The 22,089-nt window shown below is 64.2% G+C and carries 21 protein-coding genes; 15 read left to right on the plus strand and 6 right to left on the minus strand.

Annotated elements, in window-relative coordinates; all coding sequences use genetic code 11:
• The first annotated feature begins 183 nt into the window (after positions 1-183).
• The 14 genes from HMPREF9153_RS06615 (at position 184) to HMPREF9153_RS06675 (ending at position 13,120) form a co-directional block, all read left to right on the plus strand.
• Entirely contained in the window at positions 184-1,014 is an 831-nt protein-coding gene (locus HMPREF9153_RS06615) for a sugar phosphate isomerase/epimerase family protein (protein WP_036910025.1), read from the plus strand.
• 59 nt (positions 1,015-1,073) lie between these two features.
• Positions 1,074-1,970 carry a proline dehydrogenase family protein gene (locus tag HMPREF9153_RS06620; RefSeq protein ID WP_036910023.1) on the plus strand — a complete coding sequence of 299 codons (897 nt, stop codon included), beginning with the start codon at positions 1,074-1,076 and terminating at the stop codon, positions 1,968-1,970.
• Positions 1,971-2,035: 65 nt separating this feature from the next.
• Positions 2,036-2,806, plus strand: a complete 771-nt coding sequence (locus tag HMPREF9153_RS06625; RefSeq protein WP_203335092.1) for a CPBP family intramembrane glutamic endopeptidase — start codon at positions 2,036-2,038, stop codon at positions 2,804-2,806.
• Positions 2,807-2,850: 44 nt separating this feature from the next.
• Positions 2,851-3,882: an aspartate-semialdehyde dehydrogenase gene (locus HMPREF9153_RS06630; RefSeq protein WP_004810524.1), complete on the plus strand. Its 1,032-nt coding sequence runs from the start codon at positions 2,851-2,853 to the stop codon at positions 3,880-3,882.
• Positions 3,879-4,670 carry a pyrroline-5-carboxylate reductase gene (gene proC / locus HMPREF9153_RS06635; protein WP_004810526.1) on the plus strand — a complete coding sequence of 264 codons (792 nt, stop codon included), beginning with the start codon at positions 3,879-3,881 and terminating at the stop codon, positions 4,668-4,670. Before HMPREF9153_RS06630 ends, proC begins: the two co-directional genes overlap by 4 nt.
• Before the next feature lie 135 nt (positions 4,671-4,805).
• Positions 4,806-4,907 (plus strand): 30S ribosomal protein bS22, encoded by a 102-nt coding sequence (locus HMPREF9153_RS11920; protein ID WP_002550589.1) that lies wholly within the window; start codon positions 4,806-4,808, stop codon positions 4,905-4,907.
• An 18-nt stretch (positions 4,908-4,925) separates the two neighbouring features.
• Entirely contained in the window at positions 4,926-5,270 is a 345-nt protein-coding gene (locus HMPREF9153_RS06640) for a glutaredoxin family protein (RefSeq protein ID WP_036979687.1), read from the plus strand.
• Positions 5,271-5,393: 123 nt separating this feature from the next.
• Positions 5,394-7,109, plus strand: coding sequence for a bifunctional uroporphyrinogen-III C-methyltransferase/uroporphyrinogen-III synthase (locus HMPREF9153_RS06645; protein ID WP_004810529.1), 1,716 nt, complete (start codon positions 5,394-5,396; stop codon positions 7,107-7,109).
• Positions 7,110-7,186: 77 nt separating this feature from the next.
• Positions 7,187-7,855 (plus strand): histidine phosphatase family protein, encoded by a 669-nt coding sequence (locus HMPREF9153_RS06650; RefSeq protein WP_004810532.1) that lies wholly within the window; start codon positions 7,187-7,189, stop codon positions 7,853-7,855.
• Positions 7,852-8,421: a TlpA family protein disulfide reductase gene (locus HMPREF9153_RS06655; protein WP_004810534.1), complete on the plus strand. Its 570-nt coding sequence runs from the start codon at positions 7,852-7,854 to the stop codon at positions 8,419-8,421. Before HMPREF9153_RS06650 ends, HMPREF9153_RS06655 begins: the two co-directional genes overlap by 4 nt.
• Positions 8,422-8,468: 47 nt before the next feature.
• Positions 8,469-9,179, plus strand: coding sequence for a cytochrome c biogenesis CcdA family protein (locus HMPREF9153_RS06660; RefSeq protein ID WP_050796916.1), 711 nt, complete (start codon positions 8,469-8,471; stop codon positions 9,177-9,179).
• On the plus strand, positions 9,179-10,780 hold the full coding sequence (resB, locus tag HMPREF9153_RS06665; RefSeq protein ID WP_004810538.1) for a cytochrome c biogenesis protein ResB: 1,602 nt from the start codon (positions 9,179-9,181) through the stop codon (positions 10,778-10,780). Before HMPREF9153_RS06660 ends, resB begins: the two co-directional genes overlap by 1 nt.
• Entirely contained in the window at positions 10,777-11,670 is an 894-nt protein-coding gene (gene ccsB / locus HMPREF9153_RS06670; protein ID WP_004810540.1) for a c-type cytochrome biogenesis protein CcsB, read from the plus strand. The genes resB and ccsB overlap by 4 nt, the downstream gene beginning before the upstream one ends.
• The gene (locus HMPREF9153_RS06675; protein WP_004810542.1) at positions 11,657-13,120 is read left to right on the plus strand and encodes a GerMN domain-containing protein; all 1,464 of its coding nucleotides are present in this window, start codon (positions 11,657-11,659) and stop codon (positions 13,118-13,120) included. Before ccsB ends, HMPREF9153_RS06675 begins: the two co-directional genes overlap by 14 nt.
• A 3-nt stretch (positions 13,121-13,123) precedes the next feature.
• On the opposite strand, the gene HMPREF9153_RS06680 is transcribed toward HMPREF9153_RS06675, so the two are convergent.
• The 4 genes from HMPREF9153_RS06680 to HMPREF9153_RS12420 form a co-directional block, all read right to left on the minus strand.
• A complete protein-coding gene (locus HMPREF9153_RS06680; RefSeq protein WP_004810543.1) occupies positions 13,124-13,918 on the minus strand; it encodes an SDR family NAD(P)-dependent oxidoreductase in 795 nt (264 codons plus the stop codon).
• Positions 13,919-13,941: 23 nt separating this feature from the next.
• A complete protein-coding gene (gene ilvA / locus HMPREF9153_RS06685; RefSeq protein WP_004810545.1) occupies positions 13,942-15,465 on the minus strand; it encodes a threonine ammonia-lyase, biosynthetic in 1,524 nt (507 codons plus the stop codon).
• 11 nt (positions 15,466-15,476) lie between these two features.
• The gene (gene ilvD, locus HMPREF9153_RS06690; protein WP_004810548.1) at positions 15,477-17,354 is read right to left on the minus strand and encodes a dihydroxy-acid dehydratase; all 1,878 of its coding nucleotides are present in this window, start codon (positions 17,352-17,354) and stop codon (positions 15,477-15,479) included.
• A gap of 191 nt (positions 17,355-17,545) precedes the next feature.
• On the minus strand, positions 17,546-17,989 hold the full coding sequence (locus tag HMPREF9153_RS12420; RefSeq protein ID WP_050796917.1) for a hypothetical protein: 444 nt from the start codon (positions 17,987-17,989) through the stop codon (positions 17,546-17,548).
• A 578-nt stretch (positions 17,990-18,567) separates the two neighbouring features.
• Between HMPREF9153_RS12420 and HMPREF9153_RS06700 the strand changes: the two genes are divergently transcribed.
• Positions 18,568-19,968, plus strand: coding sequence for a mycothione reductase (locus HMPREF9153_RS06700; RefSeq protein WP_004810552.1), 1,401 nt, complete (start codon positions 18,568-18,570; stop codon positions 19,966-19,968).
• Positions 19,969-20,295: 327 nt separating this feature from the next.
• Here the strand turns inward: HMPREF9153_RS06700 and HMPREF9153_RS06705 are convergent, their stop codons facing one another.
• Positions 20,296-21,066, minus strand: coding sequence for a class I SAM-dependent methyltransferase (locus tag HMPREF9153_RS06705; protein WP_004810556.1), 771 nt, complete (start codon positions 21,064-21,066; stop codon positions 20,296-20,298).
• Positions 21,063-22,082, minus strand: coding sequence for an ABC transporter substrate-binding protein (locus tag HMPREF9153_RS06710; protein WP_004810558.1), 1,020 nt, complete (start codon positions 22,080-22,082; stop codon positions 21,063-21,065). Before HMPREF9153_RS06710 ends, HMPREF9153_RS06705 begins: the two co-directional genes overlap by 4 nt.
• Between the last annotated feature and the right edge of the window lie 7 nt (positions 22,083-22,089).

The following is a 22,089-nucleotide window of genomic DNA, read 5'->3' on the forward strand; positions in this document are numbered from 1 at the left end:
GAAATCCGACCCCTGGTTGGCTGCAATGAAGCGGGTCCAAACGAGGCTTTGAGGGGATGTAGACAGGGTGCGCATTCTTTGGCTCGTGACACGCCGTCGACCCCGACAAGGTAGGTTGAGCATGTGCCTGACAGTGCCGGACCTGACAAACCCTCGACCATGGTTGCTTCCAGTGCTCCTCGGGTGACGTTGTCGACGACCTCGGTCTATCCCGAGTCGACGGCCGATGCCTTCGCCCGCGCCAAGGCCATTGGTTATGACGGCGTGGAACTCATGGTCGGCATCGACCCGGTTGCCGCTGATGTCGACCGAATCGTCGAGTTGTCGGCAGAACACGACGTCAAGGTGTGGTCGATTCACGCGCCATGCCTGCTCGTCACCCCGAATGTGTGGGGCGGCGACTCCTGGGGCAAGCTGGACAAGGCCGCCGAGGCTGCAGGACGACTTGACTCCAAGCTCATCGTCGTCCATCCGCCCTTCCGCTGGCAGCGCGACTATGCGAGCCGGTTCGAGGAAGGCATCGCCGAGCTCAACGAGAAATACGCCCCACTGGTTTTTGCCGTGGAGAACATGTACCCGTGGCGTACCCCAGCGGGTCGTTTCGCCGCATACCTGCCGGGATTCGACCCCACCAAACTCAGCTACGACCACCTCGTCCTGGACCTTTCCCACGCCGCCACGGCCCAGATGGACTCGCGAAAGCTCGTGGACCTGTGGGGGCCGCGACTGCGTCACATCCACCTCACCGACGGTTCGGGCACCTTCAAGGACGAGCATCTTCTGCCCGGCCGGGGGAATCAGCATGCCTGGGAGGTCGTCGAGCGTGCCGTGGCTGGCGGGTTCAACGGTGACATCGTCCTCGAGGTCAACACCCGTAAGCTCTCCGGCCAGGGGGCTGGGCAAGGTGCCCGGTTCGAGGCACTCTCCGAAGTCCTGATGCAGACCCGTATGGCCGTTGACCGTGGCATCTTCGCGCGTCGTGACACCGAGGCGCGGCAGGAGGCCCATCAGTGACCGAGAATCGACACGATTTCCGTGGCGGGGCCCTGCTTGCATCGGGTCGACGTCTCGCGATGCAACTGGCGATGGATCCGACCATTGCCGACGAGGTTTCCCAGTCACGGCTGGCCCGTGAGATCGCCGCGACCTATGTCGCTGGTGAGGACGTCGGGACAGCCATCGAGAAGGCTGCCGACCAGGTGTTCAAGGGTCTGGACGTCAGCCTGCATCCCCTCGACCCCGCCGCCGTCGACGTCGCCCAGGCTCGCCGGGCGACGGTCGGGCTGTGCGAAGTGATCGAGAGGCTCGGTGCCGATCCGGCGTTTGGTGGCCACAGCGAGGTCTCCATCAGCCTCGCGGCTCTTGGACTGCGAGTTGACGACGAGCTCGCCCGGGAAAACGCCAGGCAGATCTGCGATATCGCTCGCGACAACCACGTCGCCGTGACGGTGGACGACGAGGGCCCGGACATCCATGATCGTTCCCACCGCATCGGCATGGACCTGCTGGAGGACTACGAGAACACCGGCATCGTCATTCAGGCGGCCCGCCACGATTCCCTCACCCAGGTGAGGGAACTGGCCGCTCCGGGGAGGCGCATCAGGCTGTGCAAGGGTTCCTACACCGGCCCTCGTTCGGTCACCCTGATCCATCCCCATGACGTCGATCTGAGGATGGCGGCATGCCTGCGTGCCCTCATGACCGGCCCCTCGACGGTGATGCTGGCCAGCCATGATCCGGTCTTCGTCGCCCTGGGCGAGCAGCTCATGGCGAGTCTGGATCGGTCCCTGGAATTTCAGATGCTGCAAGGAATTCGTCCTCTCGAGCAGCGCAGGCTGGTGGACATTGGCCACCGGGTGAGGGTTTATCTGCCCTATGGCCGTGATTGGTACCGGTACTGCACTCGACGGATCGTCGAGAGACCGGGCAATATTTGGCTGTTCGGAAGGTCGCTGGTGGAGAGGCGTTGACGATGTGGAATGGCAGGGGCACCGTCCCCCCTCGCCGGTGCCTGGACGAGACCCCTCGCCGGGGAATCATGGGGGACCACTTGGCGGATCGGCGCCTGCTGTGGGAGACGATCTTCCTCCTGGCCGTCAGCCTGGGGCAGTCCGCGTGGTACTCGATTCTGCGAATGATCGAGAGACTCACCCGCGGTGTGCCGATGGATCAACAGGCCTCGAAGCTCAACTCCTCGGTGACCCCCGGGCGTCCCTGGCTTGATCTGCTCTACCAGTTGTCTGACATCGTCTTCGGTGTCGCACCGGCCCTGCTGGCTCTGCTCCTGCTCGCCCAGGTCAAGCCCCCTCGCAAGGGTGTTCGTCACGCCCTCGGTCTGCAAGGGCCGGGGTGGGGACAGGATGTCGGCGCCGGAGCGATCCTGGCCGTCATCATTGGCATTCCCGGGCTTGGTTTCTACCTCGCCGCTCGCGCACTGGGGCTGAACACGACGGTTCAGGCTTCCCAACTGCAGCATGTGTGGTGGATGGTTCCGGTACTCATTGGTCTGGCCCTCATGAATGCGGTCCTGGAGGAGACCGTCATGGTCGGCTACCTGTTCACGCGGTGGCGTCAGATCGGGTGGTCGACGACGATGGTCATCGTCGTCTCAGCCATCATTCGCGGCACCTACCACCTGTACCAGGGCTGGGGTGGTTTCCTCGGCAACATCATCATGGGTCTTTTCCTGGGATGGGTCTTCTCCAAGAGACGTCGACTTCTGCCCCTCATCGTGGCCCACGTCTTCCTCGACACCGTCTCCTTCATCGGATACGCCTATCTGGTCGGTCACGTCAGTTGGTTGTGAGTCCATTCGGACACTGCGCGGACCTGTCGTGACATGCCCCTACCATGGGCGGCATGAAGCTTGGAGTCTTCGGAGCCACTGGACAGGTCGGTCGGGTCATGCGCACCTTGCTGGCGGAGCGTCATTTCCCCGCTGACAAGGTGAGGTTCTTCGCCTCTGCCCGTTCGGCCGGCCAGAAGTTGCCATGGGAAGACGGTGAGGTCGTCGTCGAGGACACTGCGACGGCTGATTTCTCAGGCCTTGACATCGCGATCTTCTCCGCGGGTGGCGGTACCTCTCGCGAGTTCGCTCCCAAAGTGGCTGCTGCCGGGGCCGTCGTCATCGACAACTCCTCGGCCTGGCGACGCGACCCTGACGTCCCGTTGGTCGTCAGCGAGGTCAACCCCGAGGACATCGCCAAGCGTCCCAAGGGGATCATCGCCAACCCGAACTGCACGACGATGGCGGCCATGCCGGTGCTCAAGCCGCTTCATGACGCTGCCGGACTGACCCGTCTCGTCGTGGCCACCTATCAGGCGGTCTCCGGATCGGGCGTCGCCGGAGTGCGCGCCCTCACCGAGCAGACCGCAGCCATCGACGGCCCCTCTGCCCTGGCCCTGGACGGACGGGGAGTACCGGTCGATGATTTCGGGCCCTACGTCGCGCCGATCGCCTTCAACGCCGTCCCGGTCGCTGGCAACCTCGTTGATGACGGCACCGGCGAGACCGACGAGGAGCAGAAGCTGCGCAACGAGTCGCGCAAGATCCTCCACATCCCGGATCTGCTGGTCGCCGGAACCTGCGTGCGGGTGCCGGTGTACAGCGGCCACGGGCTGGTGGTGCACGCGGAATTCCGTGACGATCTGAGCCCCGAGAAGGCTACCGAGCTGTTGGTGAAGGCTCCGGGTGTCAAGGTCGTCGACGTCCCGGATCCTCGCTCTGCCGCCGGAACCGATCCGTCCCTGGTCGGGCGTATCCGCCCTGATCAGTCCGCCCCGGCAGGCAAGGGGCTGGTGTTCTTCTGTTCCGCGGACAACCTGCGAAAAGGTGCCGCCCTCAATGCCGTGCAACTGGCCGAACTGGTGGCTGCCGAATGAGCGGGAAGGTTGCGGTTCTGGGCTGCGGGACGATGGCTGGAGCCCTCATCGGTGGGCTCATCGACGCCGACACGGTCAAGGCTGACGATGTCGTGGCGACGGCGCGCTCGGAGTCCCACCGCGACGAGATCGCCAGGACTCTGGGCGTGAAGACCACGGCGGACAACGCCGAGGCTGCCCGTGACGCTGACCTCATCATTCTCGGCGTCAAGCCCTATGCGGCCGCCGGAGTGCTGGAGGAGGTCGCGGATTCCCTCAAGGATGACGCGATCATCATCTCCATCGCCGCCGGTGTCACCACCGAGAAGTTGCTCGCTGCCTGGCAGGGCAATGTCGTCCGCGTCATGCCCAACACCCCCGTCCGAGTGGGCAAGGGCGCGTTCATCGTCAGCCCGGCGCCAGGTGCTGAGGAGGCCGGCGAGAAGGTCGTCGAGATCTTGGGTACGGTCGGGAGGGTCATCGAGGTGCCCGAGAAACTGCATGATGCCGCCACGGCCGTGTCGGGCTCCGGCCCGGCCTACGTCTTCCTGGTGGCCGAGGCAATGATTGACGCTGCCGTCGCCATGGGACTGCCGCGCGACCAGGCGAGCCAGCTCACCGTCGCCACCCTGGCCGGCTCGGCCGAGCTGTTGGCCGGAGATGAGCACCCGGCAGTGCTGCGTTCCGAGGTGACGAGCCCCGGCGGGACCACCGCGGCGGCCCTGGCTGAGTTGGAAGCTGGGGGGCTGCGCGCCACTTTCGCCGATGCGATGACGGCATGTCGAGACCGTGCGGCGGGCGTGTCCTGACGGGTCAGCGCGGCGTTTTTGGCTCGATTGCAGATCACAGCGTAAAGTAATCCTTTGTCCGCCTTGTCGGTGGGCCGAGAACTTCGCACCCACCCGGGTGCACCAAACTTCCAGTTCCAACGAAAGAGGTTGACCGTGGGATCCGTGATCAAGAAGCGTCGCAAGCGCATGGCGAAGAAGAAGCACCGCAAGCTGCTCAAGAAGACGCGTATTCAGCGTCGTCGCGCCGGCAAGTGACGCTTCGGGCGGTTGTGCATGTGGCGACGACATCGGCATGACACGACTGCCCCTCGCAGCGGTGAATCACGGCCCCTCGACCCGCCGGTCGAGGGGCGCGTCGTTGTTGTCACCCGCCAGGGGTGTCATCTGTGCGATGAGGTCATCGAACTCGTTGCACAGATGAGAAAGGATCACTGCGATCTCGTGCCTGAGCCGACGATCGTCGACGTCGACACCGATGAGGACCTGCGCTCCCGCTGGGGCGACCACGTCCCGGTCACCTTCGTCGACGGCACCCTCATTGCCTACTGGACCCTTGACGCCGACACCTTCATGTCGGCCTTGTGTGATGGCCCCGCTCTTCCGGCGGTGCTGCCCTGACAGTCGGAACGTCCAGCGGGCGGGCAGGTTTGCACGTTGCCCCGCAGACCAGCACTATTGACCTCAATGCCCAATGTTGGAGCACACCGCCCGGCATGGCGGCAGACACCGGAAGGACTCCAGATGACTGACGAGGCTCTCCAGCCGACGCCACAGTCGGCCGGTGATCTGGGCACCGCGTCGGCCCAGGCCAGGGTGCAGTTCGTGGGTACTGGCCCAGGAGATCCGAATTTGTTGACCCTGGGGGCCGTTGACGCCATCAATCGCGCTCAGGTCATCGTCATTTCGTGCCCAGGACACCGCATTCTGCTCGGCAGCGACTTCCTGGAGCTCCACTCCGACGTCAGGATCGTCTCGGCTGGTAGCCCCGACGAAGAGGCAGCCGTCCTGCCCAGCCAGCCCGGAACGGGCGCACCCACCCCGGTCAAGGTCGCGGAACACTGCGCCGACGTCACCGCCACGATCATTGATGCGGCCTCCCAGGGACTTGAGGTCGTCCGTCTCGTTAGCGGGGACCCCTTCCTCGATGGCGACATCGGTGCCGAGGCCGCTGCCGTGGCCCGCGCCGACCACGACGTCGACGTCGTTCCCGGTGTCACCGGGATGACGGCAGTTCCGGAGTACGCCGGTCTGGCCCTCCATGGCCATGACGTCCAGCTCATCGGTGACGCCGCCTGTCAGCGAGACATCGCGGGCAGGGGATCGACCTGGTCGGCCAACGGACTCGTCGTCGTCAACACTTCGGCTGGCCGGGTTAAGGAGGTCGTCAAGCATGCGGTTGCCTCTGGCCGCAACGAGGATGAGCCGGCAGCCCTCATCTGCCACGGCGCAACGACCCAGCAGACCACCCACACCACCACCCTCGGTGAGCTGCCGCAGACCGCCAAGTCCGCTCGGCTGGCCGACGCCGAGCTGATTCACATTGCCATCGGCAAGGTCGTCGAGGCTCCGGAGCGCGAACAGCTTGACTGGTACGAGTCCAAGCCGCTGTTCGGCTGGAGGATCCTCATCCCGCGCACCCGCGACCACTCCGCGACCCTGCCCTCGCGTCTGCAGAGCTACGGCGCTCACTCCCTCGACGTCCCGACGATCTCGATGGAACCTCCGCGTACCCCGCAGCAAATGGACAAGGCCATTCGCGGTCTCGTCGAGGGACGCTACGAGTGGGTTGTCTTCACCTCCGCTAATGCCGTGCGGGCCGTCTCCGAGAAGCTGGAGCAGATCGGTTTGGACGCCCGCGCTTACTCGGGTCTGCGCATCGCAGCCATCTTCGAGTCGACGATCAACGCTCTGGCCGAGTGGGGAGTGCGACCTGACCTGGTGCCGTCCGGGGAGCAGTCCACCCGCGCCCTGGCCGCAGTGTTCCCGGCCTTCGACGAGGCCCTTGACCCCATCAACCGAGTCTTCGTGCCGCGTGCCGACATTGCCACCGAGTCCCTGTCGGCCGACCTGTCCGAACTGGGCTGGGAGGTCGAGGATGTCGTCGGATACCGCACCGTTCGTGCCGCTCCGCCGCCAGCCGAGACCCGCGAGGCCATCAAGACCGGCAAGTTCGACGCCGTCGTCTTCACCTCCTCGACGACTGTGCGCAACCTCGTCGGTATCGCCGGCAAGCCGCACAAGCACACCGTCGTCGCTGCCGTGGGCATGCGCACTGCCGAGACCTGCCGGGAGCACGGTCTGACGGTCGACGTCATCGCCCCGGAGCCGACTGCGTTGAGCCTTGCTGACGCCCTCGCCGATTTCGCCGCGAAGCGTCGTGACGACATGGTCGCCAAGGGCCTGCCGGTCGTTCGGCCTTCCCAGCGCAAGCGTCGGGGCCGTCACCCATCACGCTGACGCTGACACAGCCCTATGACGTAGGGTCATGGGCAGAGGCGGGCTCTGCGGTCCGCGAGGTATCGGAAGGGGAGACGATGGGTGCCACGACGACCGTCCACCTGCTGCGTCATGGTGAGGTCGACAACCCGACCGGGGTCTTGTACGGGTGTATGCCTGGATACCACCTGTCACCACTGGGACGACGAATGGCCGCTCGTGCTGCCGAGCATTTCGCTGGTGTTGAGTTGTCCGCCCTGGTGAGCTCCCCGCTGGAGCGCGCCCGGGAGACGATGGCCCCCATCGCCGCTGTGCACCCGGAGCTCGAGGTGCGTGTCGATTCCGACGTCATCGAGGCGGCCAATGTCTTCGAGGGGCAGGTCTTCGGCAAGGGCAACAAGGCTTTGCGCAATCCTCGTAACTGGCGTCATCTGTCGAACCCGTTCACCCCGAGCTGGGGAGAGCCCTACGTCGAGATCGCCGAGCGAATGACCCGGGCGATCATGCGTGCCGCCGAGGAGATTCCTGAGGGCGGACAGGCCCTCGTCGTCTCCCATCAGCTGCCGATCTGGATTGCCCGTTGCGCAGCTGAGGGGCGACATCTTCCCCACGATCCGCGTTCCCGTCAGTGCACCCTCGCCTCCGTGACGAGTTTCGGTGTGCTCGACGGTCGCATCGTGCGCGTCGATTACTGCGAACCGGCCCGCGACCTCATCCCGGCCAAGGACCGTCGGGCCAACATCTCCGCAGGTGGTGCACGGGAGTGAGGACTCGGCTCATCACCGTCCTCGCGGTGACAACCCTCATGGTGACCGGGGTCTCGGCGTGCTCGTCGACCTCAGCCAGTGACGACAAGGGATTTGCGGCCGGTGACGGATCCTGGTCGAGGGTTCCGGCCGACAAACGTGAGCCTGCCCCCGTCCTCACCGGCAAGAACCTGGACGGCAAGGAGATCAGCACCGCTGACGCCAAGGGCAAGGTCATCGTCCTCAACGTGTGGGGATCATGGTGCGCCCCTTGCCGTCACGAGGCCCCAGCCCTGGTGAAGGCTACCGGTCGCACCAAGGATGTCGCCGTCTTCTACGGCATCAACACCCGAGACCTGGATCCAGGTCCGGCTCAGGCCTTCTCCCGAGCTTTCGACATCACGTACCCGAGCTTCTACGACCCGGACGGGGCGATGCTTCTCAAGTTCAGCGAGCTGCCTCCCAAAGCCATCCCGTCCACCCTCGTCATCGACCGCAAGGGCCGTGCAGCCGCTCGATTCCTGGGAGAGGTGAGCACCGCCACCCTCGTTCAGGCGATCAATGACGTTGCCAAGGAGAGCCAGTGACGCCCCTTGACCTGGGGTCCTGGGCCGCTGAGGCACTGACGGGATCGATGGCCGGAGCGATCCCGGTGGCGGTCTTCGCTGGTGTGTTGTCCTTCTTCTCACCGTGCGTCCTGCCCCTCGTCCCCGGCTACCTCAGCTATGTGACGGGTTTGGGCGCGGCCGACGTCATCGAGGGCCGACGTCGGGCCCGCACCGTGGCGGGCACGATTCTCTTCGTCATCGGTTTCACGGTTGTCTTCGTCGCGACCGGCACGGTCATCGGTACCCTCGGCCGGGCACTCATGGGTCATCGGCGAACCATTGAGATCATCGTCGGAGCTTTGACGATCCTGCTTGGCGCCATGTTCGCCGGCCTTGTACCGCTGGGACGACGCGAACTGCGAATCCATCGCCTTCCCCGAGCGGGACTGGCTGCTGCGCCGATCCTGGGAGTCGTCTTCGGGCTGGGCTGGACCCCGTGCATCGGACCGGCCCTCTCGGTGGTCTACGGACTGTCATTGACCCAAGGATCCGCTGTTCGTGGGGCAGTACTGGCCACCTGTTATTCGTTGGGGCTGGGTATCCCGTTCATCGCTGCCGCTGCGGCTCTGGTGTGGATCGGTCGCACGGTCGACGCGGTACGTGCCCACCAACACGTCGTGCAGCGTGTCGGAGGAGTGCTCATGATGGCCATAGGCGTGCTGTTGGTCACCGGGTGGTGGGAGTCGATAATGGCGATGCTGAGAACCTGGGCGGCCAAGTTCGGGGCGGTGATCTGATGGGTGATTCCGTGAAGGACGCGAAAGTGACGGATCCGAGGAGCTCGACCTCGGCTCGTGGGAGCGGCGGACTCGGTTTCGGCGCATCCATGCGGTGGTTGTGGGGTCAGCTGACGAGCATGAGGACGGCCCTCATCCTGCTGTTCCTGCTGGCCCTGGCAGCCATCCCGGGGTCGATGGTGCCGCAGACCGCAAACAGCGCGATCAAGGTCTCCGACTTTGCCGCCAACCACCCCACCCTGGATCGCATCTACCGGCCGCTGGGGATGTACCACGTCTACACCTCGGTGTGGTTCTCGGCGATCTACCTGCTGCTGTTCATCAGCCTCATCGGCTGCATCATTCCGCGCATCATCAGTCACGTGAAGGCCTTGCGCCGGCAGCCTCCTCGCGTGCCCGCCAGGCTGGACCGGTTGGCAGCCCATGCCTCGACGACCATCTCTGACTCGGCCGAGGAGGTCGACAAGCGAGCCCGGGAGTGGTTGAAAGTCCGACGGTACCGGTTCGTCGTTGACGACGATGGCTCCATTCGTGCCGAGGCCGGACGCCACCGCGAGACGGGCAACCTGATCTTCCACGTCTTTCTGGTTTTCCTGCTCGTTGGTGTCGGTTGGAACACCCTGTGGGGATTCAAGGGAACCTCGGTTGTCGTCGAGGGTCAGGGATTCTCCAACAACATCACCCAGTACGACGAGTTCAAGGCAGGGTCGATGGTCGACACCGACGATCTGGCCCCGTTCTCCATGAAGCTGCGCAAGTTCACAGCCTCCTTCGAGACCGGCACGGTTCAGCGTGGTGCTGCTCGCAGCTTCGACGCCACCGTCGACCTCACCGTGGACGGCACGACCGAGACTCGAGACTTGCAGGTCAATCACCCGCTGCGGATCGGCTCGACCAAGGTCCATCTGCTGGGCCATGGCTACGCCGCAGACGTTCTCGTCCGCGACGGAAATGGCAAGGTCGCCTATTCGGGTCCTGTGGTCTTCCTGCCTCAGGACGGCAACTTCAAGTCAGTCGGTGTCATCAAGGCCCCCGACGCCCGCCCGGATCGTCTGGCCTTCCAGGGATTCTTCCTACCGACCGGCACGATCACGGCTGGTGGCCCGACCTCCCTCTTCCCAGATGCCCTCAACCCGCAGCTGTACCTGACCGCCTGGTACGGCAAACCGGCCGGCGAGACGGGTGTTCCGTCGAACATCTACACCCTTGACACGACCGGCATGACCCAGGTGACGAACGGCAAGGAGAAGTCCCGATTCGTGCTGTCGCCGGGGCAGGGATACAAGCTGCCCGACGGCAGAGGATCGATCCAGTTCAACGGCTGGCAGCGCTGGGCCAAGATCCAGGTGTCCCAGACCCCTGGTCTACCGCTGACCTTCCTGTCCGTGCTGCTCTCAGTGGCCGGTCTGTGCTTAAGTCTGTTCTCACGGTCGCGACGGGTGTGGATGAGAATGACGCCCATCGAGGAGGGCTTGAAGGTGGAGATCGGTGGCCTGGACCGCAGTGACTCCCGATCCGGTGCGGTGGACGATGTAAACTCTCTGCTGGCTGCGGTACACGGAGATAGCATGTCAGGCGACATCAAGGAGGCCCAGTCGTGAGTGTGGAGAATCTGTCGGCCGTCGGTATCGTCACCGCGGCGGTGCTCTACATGCTTGCCTTCCTGACTCACGTCGTGGAATGGGCCAGTGTTCGCGGGGTCGAGCACCCCAGCCACAAGGCGCGGCTGAGATCCGAGACGTGGGGGAGGATGGGCCTCAACCTCACCGTCCTGGGTGCCATCTGCGCGACCATCGGCGTCGTCTGCCGTGGTATCGCGGCACATCGGCTGCCCTGGGGCAACATGTACGAGTTCGTCACCTCGGCGCTGCTCTTCGTCGTCATCGCGTACCTCGTCCTCGTCGCCGTCCGCCAGGTCAGGTGGATGGGCATTGCCGTCACCCTGTTGCTGGCCGTTGGTAATGGCCTGGCAGCCACCGTGTTCTACGTGGCCGTCGCGCCGCTGGTCCCGGCCCTGCACTCGGTGTGGTTCGTCATCCACATTGTCGCGGCTTGTATTGCTGCTGCTGCGCTCAACGTCGGTGCCATTGCCTCGATCATGTATCTCATCTCGATGAACGCCCGGGCGAAGGCTGAGCGGACTGGAATTCCCGTCAGGGGATTGCTCGCCAAGCTTCCTCCCCCGGAGTCCATGGACACCCTGGCCTACCGTGCACATGCCATCGGCTTTCCGATCTGGACCTTCACCATCGCGGCCGGCTCAATCTGGGCTGACTACGCATGGGGTCGGTTCTGGGGATGGGACCCCAAGGAGACCTGGTCCCTGGTGACCTGGGTGGTCTACGCGGCCTACCTGCACGCCCGCTCCACAGCCGGATGGCGCGGACGCCCGGCTGCCATCATCGCGATCATCGGTGTGGCCTGTTTCTGGTTCAACTTCATCGGCGTCAACCTGATCTTCAACGGCTTGCATTCGTATGCCGGCATCTGACATGAAGGGTTCCTTCTCCGAATCCCATGATGATTGGCTTCCCCAGCTCTACCAAGAGGAGTGGGACGCCTTCGTCAGGTTGGCCACCCTGTTGCTGGCAGACCAGCGGGTGGCCGAGGCTGCCGTCATCGCAGCCTTTGTCACCAGTTACCGGCGCGATCCGCGGTTGCATTCCCATCAGCATGCCGTGTCGTATCTGCGCACCGCCGTCGTGAACAAGGCCAGGGGCCGACAACCGGCAGAACGAGACACAACTCCTCCCCAAGCCCCCGACGAGTTGGCGTACTGGTGTCTGCGGGGGCTGCCGGCCCGACAGCGTGAGGTGCTGGTCCTCAAATTCGCGACAGCAGATCTGTCAGACGACGAGATCGCCGAGACCTTGGGCATGAGCGTCAATGGCGTTCACAACAACGAGACGAAGGGTCTGACTGCCATCGGTGAGACGTTGCGTCCTGATTCCCACACGAATCCCGGCCACGCCGATCCCAGGGTCGAGGCGGTCGTGCGCTCAGCCCTGGAAACCATCATGGAGTCGATCCGTCCGAACTCCGGCTATGACGCCATCACCTCTCAGATTTCCCGGAAACCGCGTCGTGGCCTTCCCGCCAACTGGATCGTCGCCCTGGCCTGTCTGGTGGCACTGGGGCTTGGCATTCTGTCCCCCCTGCTGGGCTCGAATCACAGTTCGACGACGAGCGATTCGGAAGCGGCACCTGCTGCCCGAACTCCGCAGGCCAGCGACCAGTCCCTGCCGACCGTTCAGACTGGGTTGGATGTCTTCTACCTGGGTCGTGACGACGGGCTCATCCACCGTGAGCTGCGTGACCTGCCGACCCTCGGCGACCTGTTGGGAACGGCAGTTGGGGCGGTTCTCAACGTCGCGCCCCTCGACCCGAATTACACATCCGGGTGGGCAGCTGGCCAGGTGAACCGGGCATCGGTCAAGGGAAAACGCATCACCATCGACCTGTCGGCGTCCGCCTTCAGCCAGTTCAAGAATGGTGAACAGGTGCAAAGGGCCATCCAGCAGCTCGTCGTGACCGCCACGGCGGCCGTCGGTGACCGCACCGGTGACAAATCGGTGCGAATCCTCGTTGATGGTTCGCCGAACCTACCGATCATTGGCAAGCCCGCCACGGATTTCGTCGACGAAGGTCTTGCTCAGTGCGCCCGGGTGTGGGTTGACACGCCACAGGCCGGTGCTGATGTGCCGTCCGGCAAGATCACCATCAGCGGTCTCGCCCAGCCGACGGTTTCCGTCATGACGTACGAAGTGAGGTCCCCCCAGGGCAATCAGATGGTCACCAGCGGGCAGATCAACATCTCGGCCACTGACGGTGACAGGTGGCGCCCGTGGAGCGCCACCGTCACCATACCCAAGGGGGAGTATGACGTGGTGATCCGGGAAGGAAACCGCATCGCTGACGAGAAGGTTGTGACGGCGAAGTAGTCGTCAGATCTTGAGGTATTTCTCCGCCTCAGTCATCACCAGACGCGGTGGCAGGTGTGGAGCCAACCGTGCGACGGCGCGGTTGATGAATCCGTCGATGGCGTAGGGACGATGACGGGCCAGAGCGTCGAAGGCAGTACGCACCACATCGTCGGGCTGACGACGCGTTCCAGCTCCCATCCTCGGCACACCGGCGACGTCGAAGAATCCGGTCTCCGTCGGGCCAGGACAGACCGCCGTGACCCGCACCCCGGTGCCATTGGTCTCGGCCCACAGCGCCTTCGTGAAGGACAGCACGAAGGACTTCGACGCCGCATAGGTGGCGAACTGGGGGATGGGCTGGAAGGCAGCGGTGGAGGCGACATTGATGATCGACCCCTGCTTGGCCGCGATCATGCCCGGCAGCAGCAGACCGCACAGGTGGACGACGGCCTCACAGTTGACCTCTACCTGGGAGGTCTGACGAACCGGGTCGGTCTCGGCGATCCGGCCAGCTGCACCGAACCCAGCGTTGTTGACGAGGGTGTCGATGATGATGCCGCGCCCGGCGATGTCCTCCACCAGGGTCAACCGCTCGGATGCCGAGGCGATGTCGCAGGGACGGACGATGGTGCGGATCCCGTATCGGGTGGTGAGTTTGGTGGCAAGGTCGTCGAGGACGTCTTGACGGCGTCCGGTCAGGACGAGATTGGCTCCGCAGCTGGCCAGGTGACGGCTGAATGCCTGCCCCAGGCCACCACTGGCCCCGCTCACCAGTGCCCACGGGCGTTCGTCGCGAGTCGCATCCTTCTCAGTCATGTCACAAGTCTTCCACGTAGCTCTCAACGCTCCCGGAGGAACATCTGATACGAGGGGGAGTCCGAGACGTCATTCCACGGGTACCCGATGTCGTCGAGGTGAGTCGGCAGGTCCGGGTCGTCAGCCGCACCCTCGAACCCGGCCAGCACCCGACCGGTGTCCATTGCGAAGGAACGGTAGTGGAACAGGGAGATGTTCCACCGGGTGCCCAGGGTGGTGAGGAAGTGGGTCAGCGCTCCCGGCGACTCGGGGAAGACGAAGGAGACGACCTTCTCCCCGACGGAACGTGACGGGTGCCCACCGACCATGTAACGGACATGGGTCTTGGCCGCCTCGTCGTCGGACAGATCGACGACGAGGTGCCCGGCACTGCTCAAGATCTCGACGATCTCGGAGCGTTCGTCGCGATGGGCCAACTGCACGCCGACGAAGATGGCAGCGGAGTCGTCGTCAGCAAGTCGATAATTGAACTCGGTGACCATGCGGTCACCCAACAGTCGGCAGAAGTCCAGGAAGGCTCCCGGACGCTCGTCGATGATGACTCCGAACATCCCCTCGCGACGACCACCGATCTCGGCGCGTTCTGCGATGTGACGCAGCGACCCGAAGTTGAGGTTCGCCCCGCTGAGGACGGCGGCGAGCTGCTCTCCGTGGACGTCGTGGGCGCGGACGTACTTCTTGAGCCCGGCCAGCGCGACGGCACCGGCCGGCTCGGCGACGGCACGCACGTCGTCGAAGAGGTCCTTGACGGCAGCACTGATTTCGTCGGAGTCGACGGTGACGACGTCGTCGAGATGGTTCTTGAGGATGCGGAAGGTCTCGTCACCGATCCGGGCAACGGCGACCCCCTCGGCGAACAGCGAGACCCGATCCAGGGTGACGGGTTCACCGGCCTCCATTGCGGCTGCCAGACAAGCCGACTCAGCCGGCTCCACGCCGATGATCTTGACCTGGGGCATGAGCTGCTTGACGAGGACGGTGATCCCCGCGGCAAGACCACCACCACCGACCGGTACGAAGATCCGGTTGACGTCCGCCGCCTCCTGGATGAGCTCCAGGCCGATGGTTCCCTGGCCAGCGATGACCATCGGGTCGTCGAAGGGGGCGACGTAGGTCAGTCCCTCGTTCTCGGCCAGTTCGAGGGCGTGGGCCTTGGCCTCGTCGAAGGAATCCCCGGCCAGGACCACCTCGCCGCCGAGCTGGCGCACCGCGTCAACCTTGATCGTCGGAGTGGGTCTCGGCATGACGATCTTGGCCTTGACCGCGAGCCGGGCACCCGAGAGGGCGACGCCCTGGGCGTGGTTGCCGGCCGAAGCCGTCACCACCCCGGCGTGACGCTCCCCCTCGGTGAGGTTGCGCATCCGGTTGTAGGCGCCGCGGATCTTGAAGGAGTGGACTGCCTGACGGTCCTCCCTCTTCACCAGCACGGTGTTGTCGAGGCGTTTGGAAACGTTGGGCATCGGTTCGAGCGGGGTCTTCTCGGCCACCTCGTAGACCGGTGCTCGCAGGACGGCTCGCAGGTATTCCTGGTCACTCCTGACGGACATTGGCGATCCCCTCAGTCAGCCACCGGACGGACCTGGGACAGGTCGCGTACTCCACCGCGATCGGCGGAGGAGGCGAGCATCCCGTAGGCGCTCAGGGCGGTGGAAACGTGACGCGAACGGGTAGCGTGTGGCGTCCAGGCGTCGATTCCGCGGGCTTCCTCCTCCTCGCGACGACGGGCCAGCTCGGAGTCATCGACGTCAAGGCTGATGGTGCGGTTGGGGATGTCGATGCTGATGGTGTCCCCGTCGCGGGCCAGGCCGATGAGACCACCGGAGGCGGCCTCGGGGGAGACGTGACCGATCGACAGGCCCGACGTGCCACCGGAGAACCGGCCGTCGGTGAGCAGGGCGCACTCCCTGCCCAGGTGCATCGACTTCAGGTAGCTCGTCGGGTACAACATCTCCTGCATACCGGGGCCGCCCTTGGGGCCCTCGTGGCGGATGATGACGACGTCCCCGGCCTTGACCTCCTTGCCCAGGATGCCGGTGACGGCGTCGTCCTGGGACTCGTAGACGACGGCAGGCCCGGAGAAGGTGAGGATTGACTCGTCGACGCCGGCGGTCTTGACGATGCAGCCGCGCTCGGCGATGTTGCCGAACAGCACTGCCAGGCCGCCGTCGGCGGAGTAGGCGTGCTCGATGTCGCGGATGCAGCCGTTCGTACGGTCGGTGTCGAGGCTCTCCCAGCGCGAGGACTGGGAGAACATCTCGGTGGTGCGCACCCCACCCGGGGCGGCCGCGTAGAGCGTGCGGACGTCCTCGCCGGGGTCGGACATGAGGTCGTGACTGGCAATCTCGACGGCCATCGTCGTCGGGTTGCCGTCGGGGGACCACACCGTCGAGGTGGCGGTGTCGAGCAGGCCGCCACGATCCAGCTCGGCGAGAATGCTGAGCACACCGCCGGCGCGGTGGACGTCCTCCACGTGGAACACGGTGGTCGACGGCGCCACCTTGCACAGGTGGGGAACCTTGCGCGACAGGGAGTCGATGTCAGCCATGGTGAAGTCGACCTCGCCTTCTTGGGCGGCCGCCAGCAGGTGCAGGACGGTGTTCGTCGAACCTCCCATCGCGATGTCAAGGCTCATGGCGTTGTGGAACGCCGCCTTGGTGGCGATGGAACGTGGGAGGACGGAGGCGTCGTCCTCGTCGTACCAGCACTTGGCCAGGGAGACGACGGTGCGTCCGGCCGTCTCGAAGAGTTTGCGACGATCCGAGTGGGTGGCCAGCAGGGAACCGTTGCCGGGCAGGGAGAGGCCGAGGGCCTCCGTCAGGCAGTTCATCGAGTTGGCAGTGAACATGCCTGAACACGACCCGCAGGTCGGGCAGGCATTGGTCTCCATGATCTCGACGTCGGAGTCGGCCGCGGTCTCGTCACCGGCGGCGATCATGGCGTCGATGAGGTCGAGCTTGTGCTCCCCGTCGGTCAATGTGGCCTTCCCAGCCTCCATCGGGCCACCGGAGACGAAGATGGTCGGGATGTTGAGGCGCATGGCGGCCATCAACATGCCGGGGGTGATCTTGTCGCAGTTGGAGATGCACACGAGGGCGTCGGCACAGTGAGCGTTGACCATGTACTCCACGGAGTCGGCGATGAGCTCACGGCTGGGCAGGGAGTAGAGCATGCCGTCGTGGCCCATGGCGATGCCGTCATCGACGGCAATGGTATTGAACTCCTTGGGGACGCCACCGGCGGCGCGGACCTGCTCGGCGACGATCTTGCCGACGTCACGCAGTCCGACGTGTCCGGGGACGAACTGGGTGAAGGAGTTCGCGATCGCCACGATGGGATGTCCGAATTCATCGTCCTTGGTACCGGTGGCACGCCAGAGAGCACGGGCTCCGGCCATGGCGCGTCCGGTGGTGCTGGTGGCAGATCTCAGCGTGGGCATCGTATTCCCCCCTCGGCAATTGCGTACACATGACGACGCCCTCCATCCGGAAGTGGAAGGAGGGCGCGCTGTTGGATTCCGGTGCGTGGTCAGACCGCGCGCCGGGTAATGAGACTCCAACCGTTCATCATGGGTGTGACGCTAGCAATGATCAGAAAGATGAAACGCCGGCCCATATCCTGAGACGCTGCTCAGGGGTGCAGATGCTCCATGAACGGCATGATCGGTGTGAGCAGACCGGTGCTCATCCAGAACATACCGAAGGCCATCGCGAAATCACCCAGGCCGGAGAGGCGAATCGCCAGTGGTTCGGTGGCCACCACATGGCAGGTGGGAACCTTGCGTGGGTTCTCGGCCTCGCCGCTGATGGCTCGCCACAGGCCGGCAATGGCCAGGGCCAGCAGGGCGACCATGAGAGGGATCCCGACGACGGCGAAGTCATGCATCGCGGCATTCATGGTCGTCTGCATTCCATGGTCCATGCCGCCGTTCATACCGTGACCCATACCGCCATGGTTCATGCCGTGGTCCATTCCGCCGTGATTCATGGTTCCCATGCCGGAGTGCTTGGACGCCGTCATGAGGGAGGACATCTTGCGCATCGCGGCGAGGTGCCAGACCATCGCGGCGAACATGGCGGCATGACCCCATGACGACCACGAGGATCGCCAGGCGGCCATGAAGACCATCCAGGCCGTACAGATGGCGAAGACGACGACCGGAGTGGTTGGTCCGCCAATGGCGGAGACGAGAGGTTTCCACCATGACTTGGGCACCATGAGGATCATGGTGACCGCCATCACGACGTGGACCCATGTGGAGATCTTCGTGACGACGGTGGGCGCCTTGATGGCGTCCCGCACCGACCACACGAGTGACCATGCAAAGAGGATGAGGAGCCCGACGAAGGTGACGGGCGTTGAGGTGAGGGTGAACATTCCGCTCCTGGGTTGGGATCCGGCATCGTGCCGAATCGCGGCATGTCACCGGACCCACAGGGGAGTCAGTGGGCAGCCCTGGGGTGGGTTCTACGAACATGTCCCCGAGGGGACGGGACCGCGGGGGATGGTCCGGTGAATCCGGCGGATCCTGGGTGCGGTCTGGCGATCACCATACATGCCAGATGCGAGAATCAGGGATCCGTGAGGCTGTCATGCGACGCCGGCGGCGGGTTGGGGCGATTTGTCATAGCTCGGGATGACAGACTAGGCTCATGGAGCACTACGACATCGTCGTCATTGGTTCGGGCTCGGGAAACACGATCCTGGACGAGGAATTTGCCGACCGACGCGCCGCCATCATCGACTCGGGCACCTTCGGGGGCACCTGCCTCAATGTCGGCTGCATACCGACGAAAATGTTCGTGCTCCCGGCGGACCTTGCGACCTCGCCGTCCGAGGCAGCCAAGCTGGGGGTCAATCTGCAGTTCTGCGGGGCATCCTTCACCTCCATCCGTGACCGAATCTTCGGACGCATTGATCCCATTTCTCGAGGTGGGCTCGAGTACCGCCAGGGGCTGGAGAACATCGACGTCTACACCGACGAGGCGAAGTTCGTCGATCCCCACACCATCGAGGTCGGGGACACTCGCATCACTGCTGACCAGATCGTCCTGGCGGCAGGGTCGCGCCCGCGTGTCCCTGATGTCCTCGGTCTCGACGACCCGAGCCTGGCGGGGTCGATCCACACCTCCGACACCATCATGAGGTTGGAGGAGTTGCCCCACCGTCTGGTGATTCTCGGTGGTGGATTCATTGCCGCTGAGTTCGCCCACATCTTCTCCGCGCTGGGATCCAGCGTCACCGTTATCAATCGGTCCGGGAGGATGCTGCGTCATGAGGACCAGGAGATTTCGCAGCGGTTCACCGACCAGATTGGTCACCGCGTGAGGCTGCGGATGTCCGAGGGACTGGTGGGCATCGATCGTGATCCGGGTGGTCACCTCGTGGTCCTGACGGTTGACGGTGACGGGGTCGACTACGACTATCCGGCCGACGTCGTCCTCAATGCCATGGGTCGGGTGCCCAACGGTGACCGTCTCAACCTTCCGGCTGCCGGGGTTGACGTCGATGATGATGGATTCGTGGTCGTCGATGAGCACCAGCGAACCAATGTTGAACACATCTGGGCCCTCGGCGACGTCTGCTCGCACTGGGAGCTCAAGCACGTCGCCAACCACGAGGCCCGAGTGGTGCGCCACAATCTGCTACACCCTGACGACCTGGCCAGTTCTGATCATCGATTCGTGCCTCATGCGGTGTTCTCGAATCCGCAGGTCGCCTCGGTGGGTGCGAGCGAACAGAGTTTGTTGCAGTCCGAGATACCGTACACCAAGTACGTTCAGGAGTACGCGGACGTCGCCTATGGCTGGGCGATGGAGGACGAGGGGCACTGTGTCAAGCTGTTGGGTGACCCGGGGACGAGGACGCTGCTGGGCGCCCACATCATCGGTCCGCAGGCGTCGACCCTCATCCAGACCTGCATTCAGGGGATGAGCGCCGGCCAGACGGTCGACGAGATGGCGCGCGGCCAGTATTGGATTCATCCTGCTCTGCCCGAGGTTGTCGAAAACGCCCTGCTGGGCCTTGACAAGGAGTTTGACCGACTCGGGTGACGCTGAGGGTGACATTGGGGGCGGTTCTTGGTCAGCCCCTGGGATGGGAGCGGGGCGACAGTAACCCTTGACCAGAGCCGATGCCCCAGCCTGCTGCCGAGCTTGGCGTTCCTACCAGAACTTGGCCGGGCAGCCCGATGTCCTTGTGGGCCCGGGCCAATTTGAATGTCTATCGGACAACCCGTTCAGTCCCCTATCACGTCGGCGCATACTGTTCCTTTGCCACCAGGAACGAGATGAAGCTGGACCGGCGCGTCATCGTCAAGCACCACACCGATTGATCCTGAGCAGAACGGTGGGCGGGGGTACCCCCGCCCACCTCCAGCGTCACATCGGCATCCGCCCCATCAGGATCCGGTCGTCGAACCACTGCCAGACCTGAGCAGTCTCGGTGAATCCGGCCGCGCGCATCGAGGCGAGATGGAACTCGGCGCTGACCTTCCGAGAGATGTCCTTGTCCGCCCAACGGCGTCGGAACTCCTCGGCCTCGGACTCCCATCCAGGCATGGCCAAGGCTGCGTCCCACCATTCCTGCCAGGACATTGACCCGTCGTGTCGCATTTGAGCCTCGGTGCGGTCTCGTTCTGCCGGGGCCAATTCAGCCAGGAAAGGCTCAGTGGCCTTGTCGAAGAAGAGATGATCGGCATTGAGCAGGATCCCGCCAGGGGCCAGCACTGAGGCGATGTCCTGGTGCACCCTCGTCAACTCATCGGGTTCGAACCAGTGCAGGGCCGTCGCGCTGACAGCGGCATCAAAGGGTTCCTCAGCCCACCGGGCCGCCCATCCGGGCTCCCGTAGGTCGACATCGACGATCTCAATTCGATCCGGGTGTGGCGTCGTCTCGCGGAACAACCGCATGAGCACCGGGTCGCGATCGATCCCCACGCAGCTGGCGTCACCAAATCTCTGTGTGACGGCGTTCGACAAGGATCCAGGTCCACAGCACACGTCGAGGACGCGCAATGGGTGGTCGAGTTTCTTGGCCAGCCCGGCCAGGATGTCCATCATGCAGCGGGTGCGATTCTCGCGGAACTCGATGTACATCTTCTGCTGGGCGTCCCATGCCTGTAGAAGTTGTCGTGGTGTCAGTGAGGTCACTTTTCCTCCATGAGCTCGTGCAGCTTCTCGACGCCCGTGATGGACGACGGGGACGGTGGATCAATCAGAGAGAACGGCAGCACGACAACGTGACCATTCTTGACGGCGTCGAGTTCCTTGGCTCCCTTGAAGCCGAGGAATGTTGACTCAACCTTCGAGGCATCTCCGGTACCGGCAAGTAGCACTATCCATTTCGGGTTCTTGTGCAACACGTCCTCCATGGAGGCGTCGAAGACGCGTTTGGAGTTGTTGCCGTAGAGGTTCTTCAATCCGTTCGCGTCCAGAATGGGCTGAACCATGCTGGACGATCCGTAGGTGTAGAACTCGGTGCTACCAGGAGTGATGTACAGGGCAGCCGCACCGTCCTTGGTACCCGATCCTGCCTGGGACTCGATCTTCTTGATCTTGCCCTCGAGGTTTTTGTTGACCTCCTTGGCCTTGTCCGCGACGTTGAAGATGTTTCCGATTTTCGTCACCTCCTGGGTGACGAGGGAGAAGGTGGCCGGTGATGCGGGAGCCTTGTCAGGACACATGGCGTCAGGGCTGTACGTCTTGACTCCGGCCTTGCGCAGAGCTGCGCGGTCGACGCCGGTGTCGTAGCCGATGACCAGATCCGCATGCTGGTTGAGGATGGTCTCGGTGGACACCTTCGCGCCGCCGGTGTCGAGCTCCTGGGAGGCGATCTGCGGAATGGCCTTGATCTTGGCAAGCGTGCCGGCGTCAAAGGCGTCTTCCTTGATCTGTCCGGCGCGACCAATGACGTGGTCAAGCACGCCGAGGGCAGCCATGGTCGAGGCATCGATGTCTCCCAGCATGATGACCCGCTTGGGGGAATCGGTGAAGCTGAGCTTCTCGGTGCAGCTCAAGACCGTCCTGGGCGGTGCCGAGGACGCCGAGGCCGACGGAGAGGACTTATCGGTTGAGGAACCAGCGCAGGCGCTCATGGACAGGGCGCACAGTCCCGCGAGGGTTGCCGCCGCTGCGCAAGTCGTGCGGCGGGTGCGGAGGGCTGACATGGTGTTC

Source organism: Cutibacterium avidum ATCC 25577 (assembly GCF_000227295.1).
GTDB classification, from domain to species: Bacteria; Actinomycetota; Actinomycetes; order Propionibacteriales; family Propionibacteriaceae; genus Cutibacterium; species Cutibacterium avidum.

Bases quoted from the DNA above. Each gene is read 5' to 3' on its own strand.
- HMPREF9153_RS06620 (WP_036910023.1), top strand. From the start codon at position 1,074: ATGCAACTGGCGATGGATCCGACCATTGCCGACGAGGTTTCCCAGTCA.
- HMPREF9153_RS06630 (WP_004810524.1), top strand. From the start codon at position 2,851: ATGGGCGGCATGAAGCTTGGAGTCTTCGGAGCCACTGGACAGGTCGGT.
- proC (WP_004810526.1), top strand. From the start codon at position 3,879: ATGAGCGGGAAGGTTGCGGTTCTGGGCTGCGGGACGATGGCTGGAGCC.
- HMPREF9153_RS06640 (WP_036979687.1), top strand. From the start codon at position 4,926: ATGTGGCGACGACATCGGCATGACACGACTGCCCCTCGCAGCGGTGAA.
- HMPREF9153_RS06645 (WP_004810529.1), top strand. From the start codon at position 5,394: ATGACTGACGAGGCTCTCCAGCCGACGCCACAGTCGGCCGGTGATCTG.
- HMPREF9153_RS06650 (WP_004810532.1), top strand. From the start codon at position 7,187: ATGGGTGCCACGACGACCGTCCACCTGCTGCGTCATGGTGAGGTCGAC.
- HMPREF9153_RS06660 (WP_050796916.1), top strand. From the start codon at position 8,469: ATGGCCGGAGCGATCCCGGTGGCGGTCTTCGCTGGTGTGTTGTCCTTC.
- resB (WP_004810538.1), top strand. From the start codon at position 9,179: ATGGGTGATTCCGTGAAGGACGCGAAAGTGACGGATCCGAGGAGCTCG.
- HMPREF9153_RS06675 (WP_004810542.1), top strand. From the start codon at position 11,657: ATGCCGGCATCTGACATGAAGGGTTCCTTCTCCGAATCCCATGATGAT.
- HMPREF9153_RS06680 (WP_004810543.1), bottom strand. From the start codon at position 13,918: ATGACTGAGAAGGATGCGACTCGCGACGAACGCCCGTGGGCACTGGTG.
- ilvA (WP_004810545.1), bottom strand. From the start codon at position 15,465: ATGTCCGTCAGGAGTGACCAGGAATACCTGCGAGCCGTCCTGCGAGCA.
- ilvD (WP_004810548.1), bottom strand. From the start codon at position 17,354: ATGCCCACGCTGAGATCTGCCACCAGCACCACCGGACGCGCCATGGCC.
- HMPREF9153_RS12420 (WP_050796917.1), bottom strand. From the start codon at position 17,989: ATGTTCGCCGCGATGGTCTGGCACCTCGCCGCGATGCGCAAGATGTCC.
- HMPREF9153_RS06700 (WP_004810552.1), top strand. From the start codon at position 18,568: ATGGAGCACTACGACATCGTCGTCATTGGTTCGGGCTCGGGAAACACG.
- HMPREF9153_RS06710 (WP_004810558.1), bottom strand. From the start codon at position 22,082: ATGTCAGCCCTCCGCACCCGCCGCACGACTTGCGCAGCGGCGGCAACC.